The sequence below is a fragment of the Cupriavidus sp. GW821-FHT02F09 genome (genome assembly GCF_059421605.1).
This window is the reverse complement of the sequence record NZ_JBWKVH010000019.1, coordinates 109,818-126,909: the sequence shown is the minus strand read 5'-3', so window position 1 is coordinate 126,909 and position 17,092 is coordinate 109,818. Positions and strand designations below refer to the sequence as shown.

The window sequence follows — 17,092 nt, the reverse complement described above, 5'->3', positions numbered from 1 at the left end:
ATCCGGGTCGCTTCTTTGCCTACTTTCTTGGCGAGACAAGAAAGTAGGTCGCCTCCCCGCAGGGGAGGTGAAACTGCCTTTGACTTTGCAGTTAAGCAGTTAAGCAGTTAAGCAGCTGAAGTTGCAGTTAAACCCCTACCCTCCCAAATTAACCTCCACTGCCGCCACCCGCGCAGCATGCACCCGATCCTTGATCAACCCAGGATCCCCAGCACACTCCCGCGCCACGGCCCCGGCGTCCACCGAAGCCGCCGCCTCCAGCGCCATCATCAACCGCGCCGTCTGCGGATACTCCCGGTCCTCAAACCCAAGCCGTCCCCGCGCATCCGCCTCGCATGCCTGCAGCACTTCAGCAAACCGCGCCGGCTTGCGCAACGCATCGCACCGCTCCAGCAATCGCGTCAGCGCAGCCGCGCCAAACGCCTCGGAGCGATGGATATTGCCATGCTCGCGCGCCACCACCACAGCCAGGTCACGGCAGTCAGTCGGCACGCGTAACCGCTTGCAAACCGCCTCCAGCAATGCCACGCTGCGCTGCTCGTGCCCGATATGACGGGGCAGCACATCCTCGGGCGTGGTGCCCTTGCCCAGGTCGTGCATCAGCGCGGCAAAGCGCACCGGCAGCGAGGTGCCCATCGCGGCGGCGGTATCCACGACCATCATCACGTGCACGCCGGTATCCACCTCCGGGTGGTAGTCGGCCCGCTGCGGCACGCCCCATAGCCGGTCCAGCTCGGGCAGCAGCCGCGCCAGCGCCCCGCATTCGCGCAGCACTTCGAACATGCGCGAGGGCCGTGCCTCCATCAGGCCGCGCGCGAGTTCCTGCCAGACGCGTTCGGCCACCAGTGCGTCGACCTCGCCGGCTTCCACCATCCGGCGCATCAGCACCAGCGTCTCGGGGGCTACCGTGAAATCAATGAAACGCGCGGCGAAGCGCGCCACGCGCAGGATCCGCACCGGGTCTTCGGCGAAGGCGTCCGACACATGGCGAAACAGCCGTGCGGCAAGGTCGCGCTGCCCGCCATAGGGATCGATCACAGGGCCCGTGAGCGCGCCGTCATCGCCCACCGCCTGCGCCATGGCGTTGATGGTGAGGTCGCGCCGCACCAGGTCGTCTTCCAGCGTCACGTCCGGCGCGCAATAGAACGAAAAGCCCTTGTATCCTGCCGCGGTCTTGCGCTCAGTGCGGGCCAGCGCGTATTCCTCCCGGGTCCTGGGATGGAGGAAAACGGGGAAATCCTTGCCTACCGGCTTATAGCCCTGGGCTTCCATCTCGGCCGGGGTTGCGCCCACCACCACATAGTCGCGGTCCTGGCTCGACAAGCCCAGCAGGGCGTCGCGAATGGCGCCGCCTACGGCATACACCTGCATGGACGAGCTCAATGGTTGATCACGACCGCATCGGCGCGATCGGGGGTGAGGCGGTAGGGCTCGTCGGAGGCGAGGAAATCGCGCTCCTCACGGGCATCGGCGATCCACGCCTGCATGGCCGGCAGCGCCAGGATAAAGTCCGCATATTGCTTGGCGGCCTCCGGCAGGTGGATGCCATAAGTGGCAAAGCGGCTGACGACCGGCGCGAAAAATGCGTCGGCAATGGTGAACGCGCCAAACAGGAACGGCCCGGCGGCAGCATGGCGCGCGCGCAGGTCCGACCAGATCGCGGCGACACGGTCCACATCGCGCTGCACCGCCACGTTCCAGCCCATGCCGGGCAGCACCGCGGTGACGTTCATCGGCAGCTGGCTGCGCAGGTTGCCGAAGCCAGAATGCATCTCCGCGCAGATCGAGCGCGCATGCGCACGCTCGGCACGGTCGGCCGGCCAGAGCCGCTTCTCGGGAAAGGACTCGGCCAGGTATTCGGCAATCGACAGCGAGTCCCACACCGAGACATCGCCATCGACCAGCACCGGCACCTTGCCAGTGGGCGAGTGCTTCGCAACCGCTTGCTCAAACCCGGCCACGAACAAGCGTACCTTGACCTCTTCGAACGCAATGCCAGCCTGCCGCATCAGCAGCCAGGGGCGCAGCGACCAGGAAGAGTAATTCTTGTTGCCGATGACGAGCTTCATCGCAAAATCCTTGCAGGAAAACGTGGGGGAGCGCGCGCGCGGGGCCGGGGCAAGCCCGCAGCGCGAAGCGCGAAGCGTGCGCACGCAAGCGCACGCCGGCGAGCGAACCATTGTAGCCAGCCGCGCCAAGCGCCTCCAAGCGAATTACGCTCGCAGCGATGTGAATCCTGGTCACATGCGAAGGGCAAAACCCGGCCGGGCAGCCTGCCGCTCAACGATACCCGCTGCGCCGCAGTCCCAGCATCTGGCTCTCGTGCCCACGGCCCGCCAGCACATCGGTCATCACCACCTCCAGCCCCACCGGCTGGCCCAGCCCAAGCTCGGGCGCGATCGGCCCCCGCATGACATTGTCGAGCCGCATGGAGTCCAGGTTGTCGCGCGACATCACCGGCGCGCCCGGCATGTATTCGAGGATGGCTGCCTGCACGCGGGCCAGGGCGTCGGGCAGGTGCAGGACCGGGCGCGGGTGGCCGCTGGCGCGGCCCGCAAAACGCACCAGCGCCTCCAGCGTATAGACCTGCGGCCCCGCCAGGTCGTAGGCGCGGCCGATAGTGTCCCGCGTCGCCATGGCGTTGACCATGACCTGCGCCACGTCCTCCACGTACACCGGCTGGAACCTGGCATGCGCGCAGGCGAGCGGCACTACGGGCGCCAGTTGCTGCATATGGGCGAACAGATTGAGGAAATGGTCGTCGGGGCCGAATATCACGGACGGACGGAAGATGGTCCAGTCCAGAGCGCTCTCGCGCACCACGCGCTCGCCGTCGCCCTTGCTGCGCAGGTACATCGACGGGCCGGCGCTATCGGCGCCCAGCGCGCTCATGTGCAACAGCCTGCGCACGCCAGTGCTGCGGCAAGACTCGACAATGCGCCGCACGAGGTCTACGTGGGCGGCGGCAAAAGCCGCGCCGTAGGGCTCGGCGCGTTCGCCATGGAGAATGCCGACCAGGTTCACCACGACGCCGTCGGTGCCCAGCGTGCCAATGGCGGTGTTCAGCGCAACATCGTTCCTCACGTCCAGCTCGATCACCTCGACGCGCGGCAACAGCAGCAGGTGCTGCGCATGCTCGGCGTCGCGGGTAGCGGCCACGATGCGCTCAGGGTCCAGAGGCGGCTCCACGACGGTGCCCGGCTCCAGCGGCGTGGCCGACGCGGTGGCAACACCTGCCAGGCGGGCTACCAGGTGGCTGCCGACAAAGCCGGCCCCTCCGATCACTAGAACGTTGCTGGTCTGCATGGATCTCTCCGCGGCAAGGGACGACTGGCGCACGCTCCAGGGCTGGAGCACGCGCCGGCTACCGCATTGGCCTGCAGACCGCGCTGCCTTGAAGGCGTTAAAACCTCAAGGCAGGCTGGTGGTGGTGATCTGCGACGGCGACACCACGCCCAGGCGATCCTTGAGCGACTGCGGCCGGCCGCTCATCAATGCAGCATAGTACGTGGCGTTCGACAGCACATTCTTCACATAGGTCCGGGTCTCCGAGAACGGAATGGTCTCGGCGAAGATCGCGCCCTCGACCTGGCGCGGCAAGCTGGAGCGCCAGTTCTTGGGACGGCCCGGGCCGGCGTTGTAGGCGGCCGAAGCCAGCGTCCAAGAGCTGTCCAGGTCAGTCAGCACCATGCTCATATAGTTGGTGCCGAGCTGGATGTTGATATTGGGATCGCTCATCATCGAGGGCGAGAAGTCGGTCATGCCGATCTTGCGCGCAACCCACTTGGCGGTCGCCGGCATCACCTGCATCAGGCCATGGGCGCCGGCGGACGAGCGCGCGTTCATGATGAAGCGCGACTCCTGGCGCACCAGCCCATAGGCCCACGCCATATCCAAGCCCACGTCATCGGTGGCGCGCTGCATGATGTCGCGGTACGGCATCAGGAAGCGCAGCGAGAAGTCATGCTCGGCCTGGGTGCGGTCCGCGGTGTTCACGGCGCGGTCCAGCAGTTCGATGCGGCGGGCGTAGTCGGCGGCGGCCAGCAGCTGGCGGTCGGTCATGCCGCGCAGTTCCCAGTTCCATTCACGATTGCCTTCGAAGCGCAGGTTCAGGTCATAGAACTTCTGCGCGCGCAGGAAGCCCGGGCGGGTGCGCATGGCATTGACCTCGGCATCGCTGACCTGCGTGCGTGCCGGCAGCACGATGCGGTTGCCCAGTTCCTCGCTGGCCAGCTGGCCGTAGAAGTTGAACTGGCCGGCGATCGACTGGAACTGCTTCTCGGCCTCGGCGCCGCGGTTGTCCGCCTTGAGCGCGCGCCCGTACCAGTACGTCCAGGCCGGATCCTTGGCGCGCAGCTCGGGGCGCATCAGCTCCACTGCCTGGCGCACCTGCTTCCAGTCGCCCTGGCGCAGTGCGGCGCGCACGCGCCATTCCTGCGTTTCGTCGGACAGCCACTGGTTACCACCCAGGTCCATCTGGCGGCGGTAGTAGCCGGCCGCCTCGGGTGCAAGCTTCTTGGCGGCGTACTGGCCGACCACGCCCCAGCTGGCGCCCTGCTCGTCGCGCGACAAGCTGCCGGCGTTGGCGCTCAGGTAGGCCGCGGCCTGGGAGGGATCGTTGCGCGCCATCTTGACCACGGTGGCGAGCGTGTTGCTGTCGCCGCGCGCGTCCGGCGCGGTGGCGGCGATGCGCCCGGCCAGCGTCACATAGTTCTGTTCCAGCGCCTGGCGTGCCTGGAAGGCCACGTCGCTCGGCTCGATCTGCCTGCTTTGGGCCAGGTAGCCGATCAGGTCGACACAGCCTTCGCCGTAGTAGCGCGGATCGCTCAGCGCCGCGCGTGCGTCCGCCGCCACGTTCTGGCCCTTGAGCGCGCGCGACAGCAACGCGTAGCACTCGACCTGCGTATCGTCCTTGAGCACGAACTGCGGGTATTCGGCGTCGAAATTGGCCCAGTCGCGCTTCTTGCCCAGCACCAGCAGCCAGTCGTTGCGCATGCGGTCGGCAATGGCCTCGCCCTTGTAGCGCTGCAGGAAGGCACGCACCTGGTCGTCAGGGGCGTCGATGCGGGCCAGGCCGCTGGCGTCGAACATCTGCGGCTTGATGCGGAAGTACTCGACGTAAGACGAGATCGGGTAGTCCACCAGCGTGGCCGAGATGGCGTCGGTGCGTGCCACGTCGTTTTTACGCGCGGCGTCGCGCAGCGCCACGAAAGCGTCGTCGGGGTTGCTCGGGATAGCGAGCGACTGCGATTGGGGTTGCGGCTGGGGCCGTTTCTGCGCAAATACCGGCGTGGCAAGCACTGCGCACGCGATCGCCGCCAGGGCGGCCTTGGCCACACGCTGCGGATATACTCCCTTCGGCATTCTTCTTCCTTGTTGTGACGGCCGGACAACACCTTTCGAGGGCGTGCATCCGACCGTGCAATGTTGGGTCAACAGCAGACATTATCCCACGCAGCCATGCCAAGCGACGACGTTCGCAGCCCCTCCGGCGCGCCCGGAAAGCCCGACTCCAGCGTGCCGCGAGCGGCACTGCGGCGCCAGTTGCTGGCGCTGCGCGGCGCATTGCCGCAGCGCCCCGTCGCCGACGCCGGCATCGAAGCCGCGCTGGCCGCCCTGCTGGAGCGCTTGCCCGTGCATCGCCTGGGCTTCTACTGGCCGATCCAGCAGGAGTTCGACGCCCGTGGCGTGGTCTCGCGCTGGCTGGCCGGCGCCCCCGCGCGGCAAGCGGCCCTGCCGGTGGTAAGCCGGCCGGGCGCGCCGCTGGATTTCCACCAGTGGGAACCGGCCACGCCGATGGTTGCCGGGCATTACGGCATTCCCGTGCCCGATGGCACGCCGCCCTTGCTGCCAGACGTCCTGCTGATTCCATGTGTCGGTTTCAGCGGGGATAAGTTCCGCCTGGGCTATGGCGGCGGGTTCTACGACCGCACGCTGGCGGCGCTGGCCGCCAGCGGGAACGCGCCGGTGGCGATCGGCATCGGGCATGAGGCCTGCCGGATTGCGTTGGTGCCGCAGGAGCATGATTTGCCGATGGATTGGGTGGTTAGTGAGGGGGGGGTGTTTTGAGGGATATGGGATGTTATTGGGGGGTGGTCGCTGTTTCTTTGATCGGTGTTGGTTTTTGAACCCAAAAGCCATACGACATCCCCCTGCGGGGTTGGTCGCTGTTTCTTTGATCGGTGTTAGTTTTTGCACCCAAAAGCCATACGACATCCCCCTACGGGGGCTGCCGGTCACTTTTCTTTGACCGGCAAAGAAAACTAACGAAAAGAAAGCCGCCCTGCCGGGAGCAGAGCAATAAGGCTGTTCGGCCTCGGCGGTTACGTCGTACGGCCCAGAGTGTTGGCTGAGCTTTGCCATACCGACTTGAAGGACATCGCTACGGCATGACCCTATGGTCACGTGGTGGTGCCCCTGATCGCTTTGCTCGGTGCGCGTTTGGGCATCTGCCGTTCGCGGTGCGTAGCGCCACGATCCTGCCTGCCCTGGTGGTTTCGTGGTTTTGTCTCTGGCGGCGGGCGCTCGGCCATTTGATGCCCTGCCGTACCGGCTCTATCTGCGTCTTGCTCTTAGCGTCCAGGGTTTCGTGGTGGGCACCGTGGCCCGTTCGCCCGTTCGCTAGGGCCGCGCTCACACCCACGGCGCTCGTCCTCCGAGACAAAACCACGAAACCAGCCACACCCGAAACGGCGCAGCACTTCGCGCCGCGAGCGGCAGATGTGGGAGTGGTCACCGCACACGAGGTCAGGGGCTGCACCACGTGACCATTGGGTCATGCAAGTTCGATGCCCTTTGAGCCGGTAAGGCACGCTAGCCAACACTCCGGGCCGTACGACGCAACCACTGCCCCACATAAGCCTTATTGCTCTGCCCCCGGCAGGGCGGCTTTCTTTTCGTTAGTTTTCTTTGCCGGTCAAAGAAAAGTGACCGGCAGCCCCCGCAGGGGGATGTCGTATGGCCCTTGGGTCCAAAAACCAACGCCGCTAAAAAAAACAGCGACCACACCCCAAAAAAACAAGCCACCAACTACAAACAACGCCCCACAGGCACCAACTCATCCACCAAATCCCGCATATGCCGCCAATGCGATCCCTCCCAAAACACTCGCTGGCAGCAATCGCAAGTCACGAACCGCTCCTGGCGCGCAAGCACGCCCGGCGGCACGCGGCCGTCGACCTCGGTTTTGTCGATCGCCCGTAGCGGCACATTGCAGTCCAGGCACAGCGAGAACGGCCGCGCGCTACGGGCCAGGTCGAGCCGCGCGAAAATCTCCCGTAGTTGCGGTGTGGCCTTGATGGCGCGCACGTAGCAGCCATGGGTGACCCCGCGCCGCTTGAGCAGCTCGCGGTCCCGCGTGAGCACGATGCGGCCTTCGCGCATGGCGATGGCTTCGATCTCGCTATCGGCGTAATGGTTGTCGTAAAGCGTGTCGAAGCCGGTCAGGCGCAGCAGGTGCGCCAGCCCGCCCAGGTGGGCGTCGGCAACAAAGCGGGTCGCGCGCAGCGGCTCGGCGCGCACGCGCAGCAGCGGTGTGACGTCGAAGGCTTCGAACTGGGGATAGACCGAGACGCGGTCGCCATCCTGCAGCAGGCGCTCGAAGCCGCATGACTCGCCGTTCACCAGGATCAGCTCCACTTCGGTGTGCGGCACGCCCAGCGCTTCGATCATGTGCTTGACGGTGGCGGCGCGCGCGCAGGCGCACACGCAATCCCGGCCGCGCTGCGCGCGCGGCAGGAAATCGTTCAGTTCCTCGTAGAAACGAAACGTGGCGGTGACGGTGGCAGGGTCGGTGGCCATGGGCCAAAGTATGCCACCGCCCGGCAGCGCCTCAGCCCGCTTGGTTGGCCAGCCGCAGCGTGGATTCCACGGAAAGCCGCGCCCAGGCTGTCATGGACTCGGCCGACTCCAGGCAGGCTGGTGGAGCGCTCAGGTAATGCTGCATGGAGATCTCGCGGCCGTTGCGGCTGTAGCGGAACGGCTCGCCGCCCTCGGCCTCGAAGCCCCCGCGCGTCTGGTCGTCCACTTTCAGGTAGCAGCGCCCGCCCAGCACCAGCGCGAACACCAGGCCGTCGTAGTACAGGGCGTGGCCGCCAAACATGCGGCGCGTGGTGATCGGGCCGATGCGCGCCGCTAGCGGCCCCAGCAGTTCGAGCAGATGGTCGATGAAGGGATCGGGGCGGCGGGCTGGCATGGCGCGGGCGGATGCCTCAGAGCTTCAGGCGCTGCCAGATGGCTTTGGTCGCGCTGGCTGTGTTGAGCGTGTAGAAATGCAGCCCCGGCACGCCGGCCGCAAGCAGGCGCTCGCACAGCGCGGTGACCACATCCAGGCCAAAGGCGCGGATCGATTCGCGGTCATCGCCGAAGCCTTCCAGCCGCTTGGCCACCCAGCGCGGCACTTCGGCACCGCACATCTCGGAGAAGCGCATCAGCTGCGAGGAATTGGTGATCGGCATGATGCCCGGCACGATCGGTACGTCCACACCCATGGCGCGCACGTCCTCGACGAAACGGAAGTACGCATCGGCGTTGAAGAAGTACTGGGTGATGGCCGAGTCGGCGCCGGCCTTGACCTTGCGCACGAAGTTCTCGAGATCGTGGCGGGGCGACTTGGCCTGCGGGTGGTACTCGGGATAAGCCGCCACCTCAATGTTGAACCAGTCGCCGGTCTCGGCGCGGATGAACTCCACCAGCTCGTTGGCATAGCGGAACTCGCCGATCTCGCCCATGCCCGACGGCATGTCGCCGCGCAGCGCGACGATATGGCGGATGCCGCCGTCACGGTAGGTCTTGAGGATATTGCGGATGCTCTCGCGCGAGGACCCCACGCACGACAAGTGCGGCGCGGCCTCGATGCCTTCGCGCTGGATCTCCAGCACGGCGTCCAGCGTGCCCTGCTGGGTGGTGCCGCCGGCACCGAAGGTCACCGAGATGAACTTGGGCTGCAGCGGAGCGAGCTGCGCACGCGTGTTGCGCAGCTTCTCGGCGCCCTCCGCCGTCTTGGGCGGGAAGAATTCAAAGCTGAAGTAGCGGTCTTGCATGATGGTGGCGCGCCGCCTATGGCGCGGCGCGCTGAAAAATTGGCATGGGACGCCGGACGGCGTCAGGCGCTGCGGCGTTCGCCGAGCAGCACGCTCGACAGGGCCCAGGAGATCACGCTGTAGAGGATCGAGCCAAGCAGGGCCGCGCCAAAGCCGGTGACCACGAAACCGGCCAGCAGCTTGCCCACGAACAGGAACAGCAGCGCGTTGATCACGAAGATGAACAGGCCAAGCGTCAGCAGCGTCACCGGCAAGGTCAGGATCACCAGGATCGGGCGGATCAAGGTATTCACCAGGCCGAGCACCAGCGCGGCGATCATGGCCGAGCCGAAGCCGCCAAGATGAATCCCATCGATCAGGCTGCCCACCAGGAACAGCGCGGCGGCGTTGATGATCCAGACGGCCAACAATCTCATGACGACTCCTTCGCTTGGGTAAAACGGATTCGGGGCAGATTCGGGGCACGGCGTCCGCTGCGCGCGGGCGCCGCGGGCTGACGAACCGGCGGTTGATCAAACGCAGATCAGCCGCCGGCCACCGGCAGATCAATAGCGGTAGTGATCGGCCTTGTACGGGCCTTGCTTGCTCACGCCGATGTAGGCGGCTTGCTGCTCGGTCAGCTCGGACAGTTGCGCGTTAAGCTTCTTGAGCTGCAGGCGCGCGACCTTTTCGTCCAGGTGCTTGGGCAGCGTGTAGACGCCGACCGGGTACTTGCCGCTTTCGCGTTCCTGCCACAGCTCGATCTGGGCGATGGTCTGGTTGGCGAACGAGCTGCTCATCACGTACGACGGGTGGCCCGTGCCGCAGCCCAGGTTCACCAGGCGGCCCTTGGCCAGGATGATGATCTTCTTGCTGGGTTGATCGCCAACGGCGGGGAACACCACGTGGTCGACCTGCGGCTTGATCTCGTCCCACTCATACTTTTCCAGCGAGGCGATGTCGATCTCGTTGTCAAAGTGGCCGATGTTGCAGACGATGGCCTGGTCCTTCATCTTGGCCATGTGGTCATGGGTGATGACGTGGTAGTTACCGGTGCAGGTGACGAAGATGTCGGCCTTGTCGGCAGCGTATTCCATGGTCACCACGCGGTAGCCTTCCATCGCGGCCTGCAGTGCGCAGATCGGGTCGACCTCGGTCACCCACACCTGGGCCGACAGGGCACGCAGTGCCTGCGCGCTGCCCTTGCCCACGTCGCCGTAGCCGGCCACCAGCGCAACCTTGCCGGCGATCATCACGTCGGTGGCGCGCTTGATGCCGTCCACCAGCGATTCACGGCAGCCATACAGGTTGTCGAACTTGCTCTTGGTCACCGAGTCGTTGACGTTGATGGCGGGGAACTTGAGCTCGCCCTTTTGCGCCATCTGGTACAGGCGGTGCACGCCCGTGGTGGTTTCCTCGGTCACGCCCTTGATGGCATCCAGGTTACGGCTGTACCAGGACGGGTCCTTGGCCAGCTTTTCCTTGATCGCGGCGAACAGGAAGGTTTCTTCCTCGCTGCCCGGGTTGGCGATCAGCGATGCGTCCTTCTCGGCGCGGGCGCCCAGGTGCAGCAGCAGCGTGGCATCGCCGCCGTCGTCCAGGATCATGTTGGGGGTGCCGCCATCCTTCCAGTCGAAGATGCGGTGGGTGAAGTCCCAGTATTCCTTCAGCGATTCGCCCTTGAAGGCGAACACCGGCGTGCCCGAAGCGGCGATGGCCGCGGCAGCGTGGTCCTGGGTCGAGAAGATGTTGCACGATGCCCAGCGCACGTCGGCGCCAAGCGCCACCAGCGTCTCGATCAGCACGGCGGTCTGGATGGTCATGTGCAGCGAGCCGGCGATGCGCGCGCCCTTCAGGGGCTGGGCGGCAGCGTACTCGTCGCGGATGGCCATCAGGCCGGGCATTTCGGTTTCGGCGATGGCGATTTCCTTGCGGCCCCAGCCGGCGAGGCCCAGGTCGGCCACGAGGTAATCGTTCTTCAGGTCAGTCACTGCGTTCATGTTTCACTCCGATGAAGAGTGGCGACGAAGGACGAGTGCGGGGAATACGGCCGCGCCATGCAAGGATGGTGAAAACCAAGGCCTTTGCATAACGGGCGGATAGGTCGACTCGCCTCCGTGTGTATGCCACGGATCAGCGAGCGCCGTTGAAGACAGTCCGAGCCTGGCGAATGGCACAATAAGGCCCATTCGTTGCAACGCTCCTCGGAGTGGCGGTATTGTAGCCTGCCCCGGCACGCTTGGCACCGCCACCGCCATGAATTTTTCTTGACCGCCGGCCCAGCACATGACCCTGACGACACACCGCCCCCCGCGCACCCTGACCATCGCCGGCTCCGACTCGGGCGGCGGCGCCGGCATCCAGGCCGATCTCAAGACCTTTGCGGCGCTGGGCTGCTTCGGCATGAGCGCGATCACCGCCATCACGGCGCAGAACACGCTCGGCGTGACCGGCGTGCATGCCATCCCGGCCGACATGGTAGCGGCCCAGATCGATGCGGTTGCCAGCGATATCGGCGTGGATGCGGCCAAGACCGGCATGCTGGGCACCGCGGCCATCGTCGAGGCGGTAGCCGCCGCGGTGGACCGCCATGGCATTCGCCAGCTGGTAGTGGACCCGGTCATGATCTCCACCTCCGGCGCCACCCTGGCGGACGACGCCACCACCCAGGCCATGGTGCGCCTGCTGTTCCCGCGCGCCGTGCTGGTCACGCCCAACCTGCCCGAGGCATCCTACCTGCTGGGCCGCAAGATCACCCGGCGTGATGAAATGGAGCAGGCGGCACGCGACCTGGTCGCGCTGGGCTGCCCGGCGGTGCTGCTCAAGGGCGGGCACCTGGATCCGGCCGATGCCGGCCTGGACGACCTGCTGCTGAGTGCCGACGGCACTGTGCGCGTGTTCAGCCATCAGCGGGTCGACACCCGCAACCTGCATGGCACCGGCTGCACACTGGCAGCGGCCATTGCTGCCCAGTTGGCAAGGGGCGATAAGCTGGAAGACGCGGTGGAAGTGGCGCTGGATTTCGTGGCCGATGCGATTGTGGCGGGTGCTGACTTTGCGCTTGGGACGGGCAACGGGCCGCTGAACCACAGCTTTGCGCCGCGGGTGCTGGGATGAAGCAAGCCAGCGGCCCTGGACGAAGCCGTCGAACGGGCCAAAGCCGCGCGCCATGACGACGGCTGTTTCTCCCTCTCCCCTCAGGGGGAGAGGGCCGGGGAGAGGGGTGGCTTAGCTAGGAGCCACTGGAAGCGGAGCCCTCGGATTTGTCCAGCACGCAGGCGGAACGAGCGCCCGCCCTCTCCCCCGACCCCTCTCCCACAAGTGGGAGAGGGGAGCGGACCAGCGGTATGATTTGCGCCCCAGCCTGACATCCGCCACACCATGCCCACCCTCACCCAGATCGACCTGCGCACCGACCCCACCGCCGCCCCATACCAAAAGCACGAAGTGGTACAGGTAGCCTTCGCCAAAGAACCCGGCGAACTCATCAGCCTCGAAGGCCCCAACCGCTACCGGCCCGGCGACGCCATCATCACCGGCTCCACCGGCGACCGCTGGGTCGTGTCCCGCGAACGCTTCGACCCCAAGTACGAACCGCTGCAAGCCGGCACCCACGGCCAGGATGGCGCCTACCAGAACATCCCTGGCGTGGTGCTGGCCAAACGGATGGACCAGGATTTCAGCATTGCCCGCTCAGCCGGCGGCGACGTACTGCATGGCGCAGCTGGCGACTGGCTGATGCAATACGCCCCGAACGACTACGGCATCGTCCAGCAGGCGCGCTTCGCCCAGGTCTACCGTCCGGCCAGCGGCAACGCCTGAGGCGTCAGTCCCCGCCGCTGCTCAGCGGCACCAGCTTGAACGCCGCGCGTGCCACGCAAACCACTTCACCAGCGGCGTTCTTCACTTCGCCCTCGCAAAACGCGATGCGCGCGCCGCGCCGCATGCAGCGCGCTTCCAGGTGCAGTTCACCGCGTGCCGCAGCCAGGAAATGCGTGGACATATCGATGGTGATCACACCGGTTTCCAGCGGCGCATGCGAGCGCGCGGCGCCGCTGAGCGTGAAATCCAGCGTGGCCATCAAGGTGCCGCCGTGCACGTCGCCCCGGCTGTTGACCAAGAACGGGCTGACCGGCAGGCGCGTGTGGCACAGGCCCTCTTCCATCCGCACGGGCTGCAGGCCAAGATGGCGCATCAGCGGCACGTCGATGCCGAAGTAGGGTTTCTCGGGCGTGCCCGGCGCTACCGGGACAATCTGAGCGGGACTTTCCAAAACAGTTCTTCCTTATTCGCGTTCTTCGCGTTATGCGAGCTCCACCACCGCCTGGCCCTCGGCGACGGCGTCGCCGGGCCGCACCAGGATGGCCTTGACCACGCCAGCATATTCGGATTCGAGCGGTATCTCCATTTTCATGGACTCGATCATCATCACGGCGTCGCCGGGCGCAATGGTAGCGCCAACTTCGATGTGGATGGCGCAGACATGGCCGCTTACCGCGGCTTCGATCTTGTTCATCAGGCAGCTCTCTGGGTAGGTTGTGGGTTCTCTGCGGCAGGCGTGGCCAGCACACGCTGGGCGAGCGCGGTATCGATGCGCCCGGCCAGGAAATCGGGATGCGCGAGCACGCGCAGGATGAAAGGGATGTTGGTCTTGACGCCGGCAATGGCGAAATCCCCCAGCGCCGCGCGCAGCGTGGCGATGGCCTCGCCGCGATCGGCGCCGGTGGCAATCACCTTGGCCAGCATGGGGTCGTAGTACGGCGTGATGCGGGCGCCTTCGGCGTAGCCGGTTTCCACGCGGATGCCCTCGCCTTGCGGCGGGCGGAACACCTCCAGCGGGCCAGGCGACGGGAAGAAGCGCACCGGGTCCTCGGCATACACGCGCGCCTCGATGGCATGGCCTTGCGCGTGGACCTGGCCGCCCGGCAGCACATCATCGATGCGCTCGCCGCGCGCCAGCCGGATCTGCGCTGCCACGATATCCACGCCGGTGATCTGCTCGGTGACGGCGTGCTCCACCTGCAGGCGCGTGTTCATCTCCAGGAAGACAAATCCGGTGGCCGGCGTGTGCAGCATTTCCACCGTGCCGATCACGTCGTAGCCGATGCCGGACAGCAGCGCCGAGAGCTTGGCCGCCATGGCTTGCACCTCGGCACGGTCCAGCCCGTGCGCGCGCGCTTCCTCGATGACTTTCTGATGACGGCGCTGCACGGAGCAATCGCGCTCCCACAGGATGCGCACGCCGCCGTGGCGGTCGGCCAGCACCTGGAACTCGATATGGCGCGGCTGCTCGACCAGCTTCTCCAGGTACAGCTCGGCCTGGCCAAAGCTGCGCTGCGCCACCGAGCGCGCCTGCTGCCAGGCAGCGGCCAAGCCGGCCGCGTCACGTACCGGCACCATGCCGATGCCGCCGCCACCGCCGGCGGGCTTGATCAGCACCGGATAGCCGATACGCTCTGCCGCAGCGGCGACGGTGTCCATGTCGTCGGGCAGCACCTCGGAGCTGGGCGCCAGCGGCATGCCTTGCGCGGCCATGAAAGCGCGCGCTTCGGTCTTGTGGCCAAGGCGCCGGATCCAATGCGGGGACGGGCCGATAAAGCACAGGCCGGCGGCTTCCACGCGCTCGGCGAAAGCGGCGTTTTCCGACAGGAAGCCATAGCCGGGATGCACCGCATCGGCGCCACTGGCGCGCGCGGCTTCCAGCAGCTTGTCCTGGTCCAGGTAGCTGGCCAGCGGCGGCGCTTCGCCCAGGCGCAGCGCGGCATCGGCTTCGCGCAGGTAGGGCAAGCCAGCGTCGGCATCCGAGTACACCGCGACCGATTCCAGGCCCAGCCCGCGCAGCGCGCGGATGATGCGCGCCGCTACCGCGCCGCGATTCGCGACCAGCACGCGACGCAAGGGACGCAACGGACGCAACGGACGCAACGGACGTACCGATTCGCAAGCCTTCGTCGTGGCAATCATGAAGTCTCTCCCGCGCGGATCACTACCGCGTCGACCAGCACCGGCGCCACGCCGGCGCGGCTCACCATGACCGGATTGGCGTCGACCGAGCGTACCTGTCCTTGCGCGCCCACCATCCAGTCGCCCACGCGCACCAGCATTTGCGCCAGCGCGTCCACATCGACCGCCTCCATGCCGCGCAGCGCGCCGAAGGCGCGCGCAATGCGCAGCCGGCCGATGGCCTCGCGCGCCTGCGCGGCGTTGAAGGGCGCGACGAGAAACTGCACGTCGTCTATCGCTTCGACCAGCACGCCGCCCTGCCCCACCATCACCACCGGTCCGTAGACGTCGTCGATGTGCGCGCCCACCGCCAGCTCGAAAGCGCCGCGTTGCTGGCGCGCCAGCAAGACGCCGCCATGCTGGATGCCCTGGCTGGCAGACAGCCCTCGCAGCATACGGTCCAGGTCATGGAAGGCAGCCAGTGCCTGCGCCTCGTCGGCAAGGCCGAGGCGCACCAGCCCTAGCTCGGACTTGTGCGTGATATCGGACGAAACGCCCTTGGCAACCACTGGCGTGCCCAGTTCGCCCAGCGCGCGGCGCACGTCATCCACGCTGCGGCACAGGCGGTGCCGCACGACCGGCAGACCGGCCTGCGCCAGCGCCGCCAGGCTTGCCACTTCGTCGAGCGATACGTTGGGAGCCGCATTGTCCTTGGCGAACACCGGCGGCAGCGCGGCGGGCTCGGCCAACGCGGCGGCATTCATCGCCGCGTGCCGCGCGAGCATGCCCAGCGCGCGCATGGCGGCACGCTCGCTGTCGAACACCGGCACGCCTTGCGCGCGGAACGCCTGCGCCACCCATTCCTGGTTGGCGCTGACCGCCACCGGCACGCCGCTGGCCGAGGCAAAGCGGCCGGTCTGCGCGGAGAAATCGGCAAAGTCGTAGCCCTCGCCGCCGATAGGAAAGCCCACGTAGATCATGTCGGCCTGGCGCTGCGCGGCCACCACTTCCAGCGTCTGCCCGTAGATGTGCGGCTGGCCCAGCAGCGCAGTGGTCATGTCGATCGGATTGCGCGCCGACACAAACGCTGGAAGCACTGCCTTGAGCGCGGCTTCCCCCTCGCCTTCGAACTGGCACAGCGCGAGGCCCTGATCCTCGGCGGCATCGGCCGCCAGTACGCATGTGGCGCCGGAATTGCTGATCGCCACTACCTTGCGTCCACGCGGACGCTGCCCGCCGATAAACACCTGGCTGTACTCGACCAGCTCGCGGAAATCCGCCACGCGCTGGATGCCGTGCTGGCGCAGGAAGGCGTCGGCTAGTGCATCCTCACCGGCCAGCGCGCCGGTGTGCGAGCTGGCGGTGAGTTGCCCGGCCTGCGTGCGGCCAGCTTTGACCGCCAGGATGGGAATGTCGCGCTGATGCGCGACACGCGCGGCCTGCGCCAGCACAGCCGGGTCTTTCAGCGATTCGATATAGAGCAGCAGCACCCGGATGTCCGGATCGGCCGCGACCGCGCGCAGCACCTCTGCGGCAGTGATGTCCGCCTCGTTGCCGGTCGCCACCATATAGCGCACGCCGATGCCCTTGCGGCGCAGGCCACCGTAGACGATGGAAGAGCCCGCGCCGCTCTGGCTGACGATGGCGACCGGCCCGTCCTGGCCGGCCTCCTCGTTGATCATGGTCGAAAAATGCAGGATGGCCCCATCGCGGAAATTGGCCACACCCTGCGTATTGGGGCCGAACAAGCGCAAACCGCCCGCGCGCGCGCGCTCGACCAGCCTGCGCTGCTGCGCCGCGCCGGCTTCGCCAAGCTCCGCAAAGCCCGAGGAATAAATCACCGCTGCGCGCGCATTGACCGCCAGGCACTGGTCGATGGCCTGTTCGACCTCCTGCCCCGCGACACTGATCACCACGACATCGGGCGCATCGGGCAGCGCGGCCAGTTCGGGATAGGCCTGCAGGCCCTGGATCTGCGCGCGTTTGGGGTTGACCGGATACACACGCCCGGCAAAGCCGTAGCGGCGCATGTAATCGATCGGCCGGCCGCCGGCCTTGATCGGATTATCGGAGGCGCCAAGGATGGCAACCGAACGCGGGGCCAGCAGTTCAAGCATGTTGTCGCTCAT

Annotated in this window: 16 protein-coding genes and 1 riboswitch; of the genes, 3 read left to right on the top strand and 13 right to left on the bottom strand. The window is 66.6% G+C overall.

Features of this window, described 5'->3' with window-relative positions:
* Positions 1 to 135 precede the first annotated feature (135 nt).
* From AC07XB_RS21615 to AC07XB_RS21600, 4 genes are all read right to left on the bottom strand, one after another.
* Positions 136 to 1,371 carry a multifunctional CCA addition/repair protein gene (locus AC07XB_RS21615; protein WP_492373953.1) on the bottom strand — a complete coding sequence of 412 codons (1,236 nt, stop codon included), beginning with the start codon at positions 1,369 to 1,371 and terminating at the stop codon, positions 136 to 138.
* Positions 1,372 to 1,379: 8 nt separating this feature from the next.
* On the bottom strand, positions 1,380 to 2,069 hold the full coding sequence (locus AC07XB_RS21610) for a glutathione S-transferase family protein (RefSeq protein WP_492830352.1): 690 nt from the start codon (positions 2,067 to 2,069) through the stop codon (positions 1,380 to 1,382).
* A 211-nt stretch (positions 2,070 to 2,280) separates the two neighbouring features.
* A complete protein-coding gene (locus tag AC07XB_RS21605) occupies positions 2,281 to 3,306 on the bottom strand; it encodes a complex I NDUFA9 subunit family protein (protein WP_492815214.1) in 1,026 nt (341 codons plus the stop codon).
* A 105-nt stretch (positions 3,307 to 3,411) separates the two neighbouring features.
* Positions 3,412 to 5,364 (bottom strand): lytic transglycosylase domain-containing protein, encoded by a 1,953-nt coding sequence (locus AC07XB_RS21600; RefSeq protein WP_492830350.1) that lies wholly within the window; start codon positions 5,362 to 5,364, stop codon positions 3,412 to 3,414.
* Positions 5,365 to 5,460: 96 nt separating this feature from the next.
* Between AC07XB_RS21600 and AC07XB_RS21595 the strand changes: the two genes are divergently transcribed.
* Positions 5,461 to 6,069 carry a 5-formyltetrahydrofolate cyclo-ligase gene (locus AC07XB_RS21595; RefSeq protein WP_492830348.1) on the top strand — a complete coding sequence of 203 codons (609 nt, stop codon included), beginning with the start codon at positions 5,461 to 5,463 and terminating at the stop codon, positions 6,067 to 6,069.
* A 960-nt stretch (positions 6,070 to 7,029) separates the two neighbouring features.
* Here AC07XB_RS21595 and AC07XB_RS21590 read toward each other — a convergent pair.
* The 5 genes from AC07XB_RS21590 to ahcY form a co-directional block, all read right to left on the bottom strand.
* Entirely contained in the window at positions 7,030 to 7,800 is a 771-nt protein-coding gene (locus tag AC07XB_RS21590; protein WP_492373948.1) for a Mut7-C RNAse domain-containing protein, read from the bottom strand.
* Positions 7,801 to 7,831: 31 nt separating this feature from the next.
* Positions 7,832 to 8,194, bottom strand: a complete 363-nt coding sequence (locus AC07XB_RS21585; RefSeq protein WP_492830346.1) for a TfoX/Sxy family protein — start codon at positions 8,192 to 8,194, stop codon at positions 7,832 to 7,834.
* A gap of 16 nt (positions 8,195 to 8,210) precedes the next feature.
* Positions 8,211 to 9,041: a methylenetetrahydrofolate reductase [NAD(P)H] gene (gene metF / locus AC07XB_RS21580; protein ID WP_416050300.1), complete on the bottom strand. Its 831-nt coding sequence runs from the start codon at positions 9,039 to 9,041 to the stop codon at positions 8,211 to 8,213.
* 62 nt (positions 9,042 to 9,103) lie between these two features.
* Positions 9,104 to 9,457 carry a phage holin family protein gene (locus tag AC07XB_RS21575; RefSeq protein ID WP_150989950.1) on the bottom strand — a complete coding sequence of 118 codons (354 nt, stop codon included), beginning with the start codon at positions 9,455 to 9,457 and terminating at the stop codon, positions 9,104 to 9,106.
* Positions 9,458 to 9,586: 129 nt separating this feature from the next.
* Positions 9,587 to 11,020, bottom strand: a complete 1,434-nt coding sequence (gene ahcY, locus AC07XB_RS21570; RefSeq protein ID WP_043343154.1) for an adenosylhomocysteinase — start codon at positions 11,018 to 11,020, stop codon at positions 9,587 to 9,589.
* 131 nt (positions 11,021 to 11,151) lie between these two features.
* A riboswitch (S-adenosyl-L-homocysteine riboswitch) is annotated at positions 11,152 to 11,232 on the bottom strand.
* 74 nt (positions 11,233 to 11,306) lie between these two features.
* On the opposite strand from ahcY, the gene thiD reads away from it, so the two are divergent.
* Complete coding sequence (thiD, locus tag AC07XB_RS21565) at positions 11,307 to 12,137, top strand: bifunctional hydroxymethylpyrimidine kinase/phosphomethylpyrimidine kinase (RefSeq protein ID WP_492830343.1); 831 nt, start codon at positions 11,307 to 11,309, stop codon at positions 12,135 to 12,137.
* Positions 12,138 to 12,401: 264 nt separating this feature from the next.
* Positions 12,402 to 12,842 carry a PGDYG domain-containing protein gene (locus AC07XB_RS21560; protein WP_492373944.1) on the top strand — a complete coding sequence of 147 codons (441 nt, stop codon included), beginning with the start codon at positions 12,402 to 12,404 and terminating at the stop codon, positions 12,840 to 12,842.
* Between the two features lie 4 nt (positions 12,843 to 12,846).
* On the opposite strand, the gene AC07XB_RS21555 is transcribed toward AC07XB_RS21560, so the two are convergent.
* Genes AC07XB_RS21555 through AC07XB_RS21540 form a run of 4 tightly spaced genes read right to left on the bottom strand, consistent with a single transcriptional unit; the run spans position 12,847 to position 17,092 of the window.
* Positions 12,847 to 13,293, bottom strand: a complete 447-nt coding sequence (locus AC07XB_RS21555; RefSeq protein WP_150989937.1) for a PaaI family thioesterase — start codon at positions 13,291 to 13,293, stop codon at positions 12,847 to 12,849.
* Between the two features lie 30 nt (positions 13,294 to 13,323).
* The gene (locus AC07XB_RS21550; protein WP_492373943.1) at positions 13,324 to 13,536 is read right to left on the bottom strand and encodes an acyl-CoA carboxylase biotin carboxyl carrier protein subunit; all 213 of its coding nucleotides are present in this window, start codon (positions 13,534 to 13,536) and stop codon (positions 13,324 to 13,326) included.
* The gene (locus AC07XB_RS21545) at positions 13,536 to 14,984 is read right to left on the bottom strand and encodes an acetyl-CoA carboxylase biotin carboxylase subunit (RefSeq protein ID WP_492830341.1); all 1,449 of its coding nucleotides are present in this window, start codon (positions 14,982 to 14,984) and stop codon (positions 13,536 to 13,538) included. Before AC07XB_RS21545 ends, AC07XB_RS21550 begins: the two co-directional genes overlap by 1 nt.
* Positions 14,981 to 17,092, bottom strand: coding sequence for an acetate--CoA ligase family protein (locus tag AC07XB_RS21540; protein ID WP_492830339.1), 2,112 nt, complete (start codon positions 17,090 to 17,092; stop codon positions 14,981 to 14,983). Before AC07XB_RS21540 ends, AC07XB_RS21545 begins: the two co-directional genes overlap by 4 nt.

Excerpts from the sequence above, each read along its gene's own strand:
- AC07XB_RS21615 (WP_492373953.1), bottom strand. The coding sequence starts at position 1,371 with ATGCAGGTGTATGCCGTAGGCGGCGCCATTCGCGACGCCCTGCTGGGC.
- AC07XB_RS21610 (WP_492830352.1), bottom strand. The coding sequence starts at position 2,069 with ATGAAGCTCGTCATCGGCAACAAGAATTACTCTTCCTGGTCGCTGCGC.
- AC07XB_RS21605 (WP_492815214.1), bottom strand. The coding sequence starts at position 3,306 with ATGCAGACCAGCAACGTTCTAGTGATCGGAGGGGCCGGCTTTGTCGGC.
- AC07XB_RS21600 (WP_492830350.1), bottom strand. The coding sequence starts at position 5,364 with ATGCCGAAGGGAGTATATCCGCAGCGTGTGGCCAAGGCCGCCCTGGCG.
- AC07XB_RS21595 (WP_492830348.1), top strand. The coding sequence starts at position 5,461 with ATGCCAAGCGACGACGTTCGCAGCCCCTCCGGCGCGCCCGGAAAGCCC.
- AC07XB_RS21590 (WP_492373948.1), bottom strand. The coding sequence starts at position 7,800 with ATGGCCACCGACCCTGCCACCGTCACCGCCACGTTTCGTTTCTACGAG.
- AC07XB_RS21585 (WP_492830346.1), bottom strand. The coding sequence starts at position 8,194 with ATGCCAGCCCGCCGCCCCGATCCCTTCATCGACCATCTGCTCGAACTG.
- metF (WP_416050300.1), bottom strand. The coding sequence starts at position 9,041 with ATGCAAGACCGCTACTTCAGCTTTGAATTCTTCCCGCCCAAGACGGCG.
- AC07XB_RS21575 (WP_150989950.1), bottom strand. The coding sequence starts at position 9,457 with ATGAGATTGTTGGCCGTCTGGATCATCAACGCCGCCGCGCTGTTCCTG.
- ahcY (WP_043343154.1), bottom strand. The coding sequence starts at position 11,020 with ATGAACGCAGTGACTGACCTGAAGAACGATTACCTCGTGGCCGACCTG.
- thiD (WP_492830343.1), top strand. The coding sequence starts at position 11,307 with ATGACCCTGACGACACACCGCCCCCCGCGCACCCTGACCATCGCCGGC.
- AC07XB_RS21560 (WP_492373944.1), top strand. The coding sequence starts at position 12,402 with ATGCCCACCCTCACCCAGATCGACCTGCGCACCGACCCCACCGCCGCC.
- AC07XB_RS21550 (WP_492373943.1), bottom strand. The coding sequence starts at position 13,536 with ATGAACAAGATCGAAGCCGCGGTAAGCGGCCATGTCTGCGCCATCCAC.
- AC07XB_RS21545 (WP_492830341.1), bottom strand. The coding sequence starts at position 14,984 with ATGATTGCCACGACGAAGGCTTGCGAATCGGTACGTCCGTTGCGTCCG.
- AC07XB_RS21540 (WP_492830339.1), bottom strand. The coding sequence starts at position 17,092 with ATGAGCGACAACATGCTTGAACTGCTGGCCCCGCGTTCGGTTGCCATC.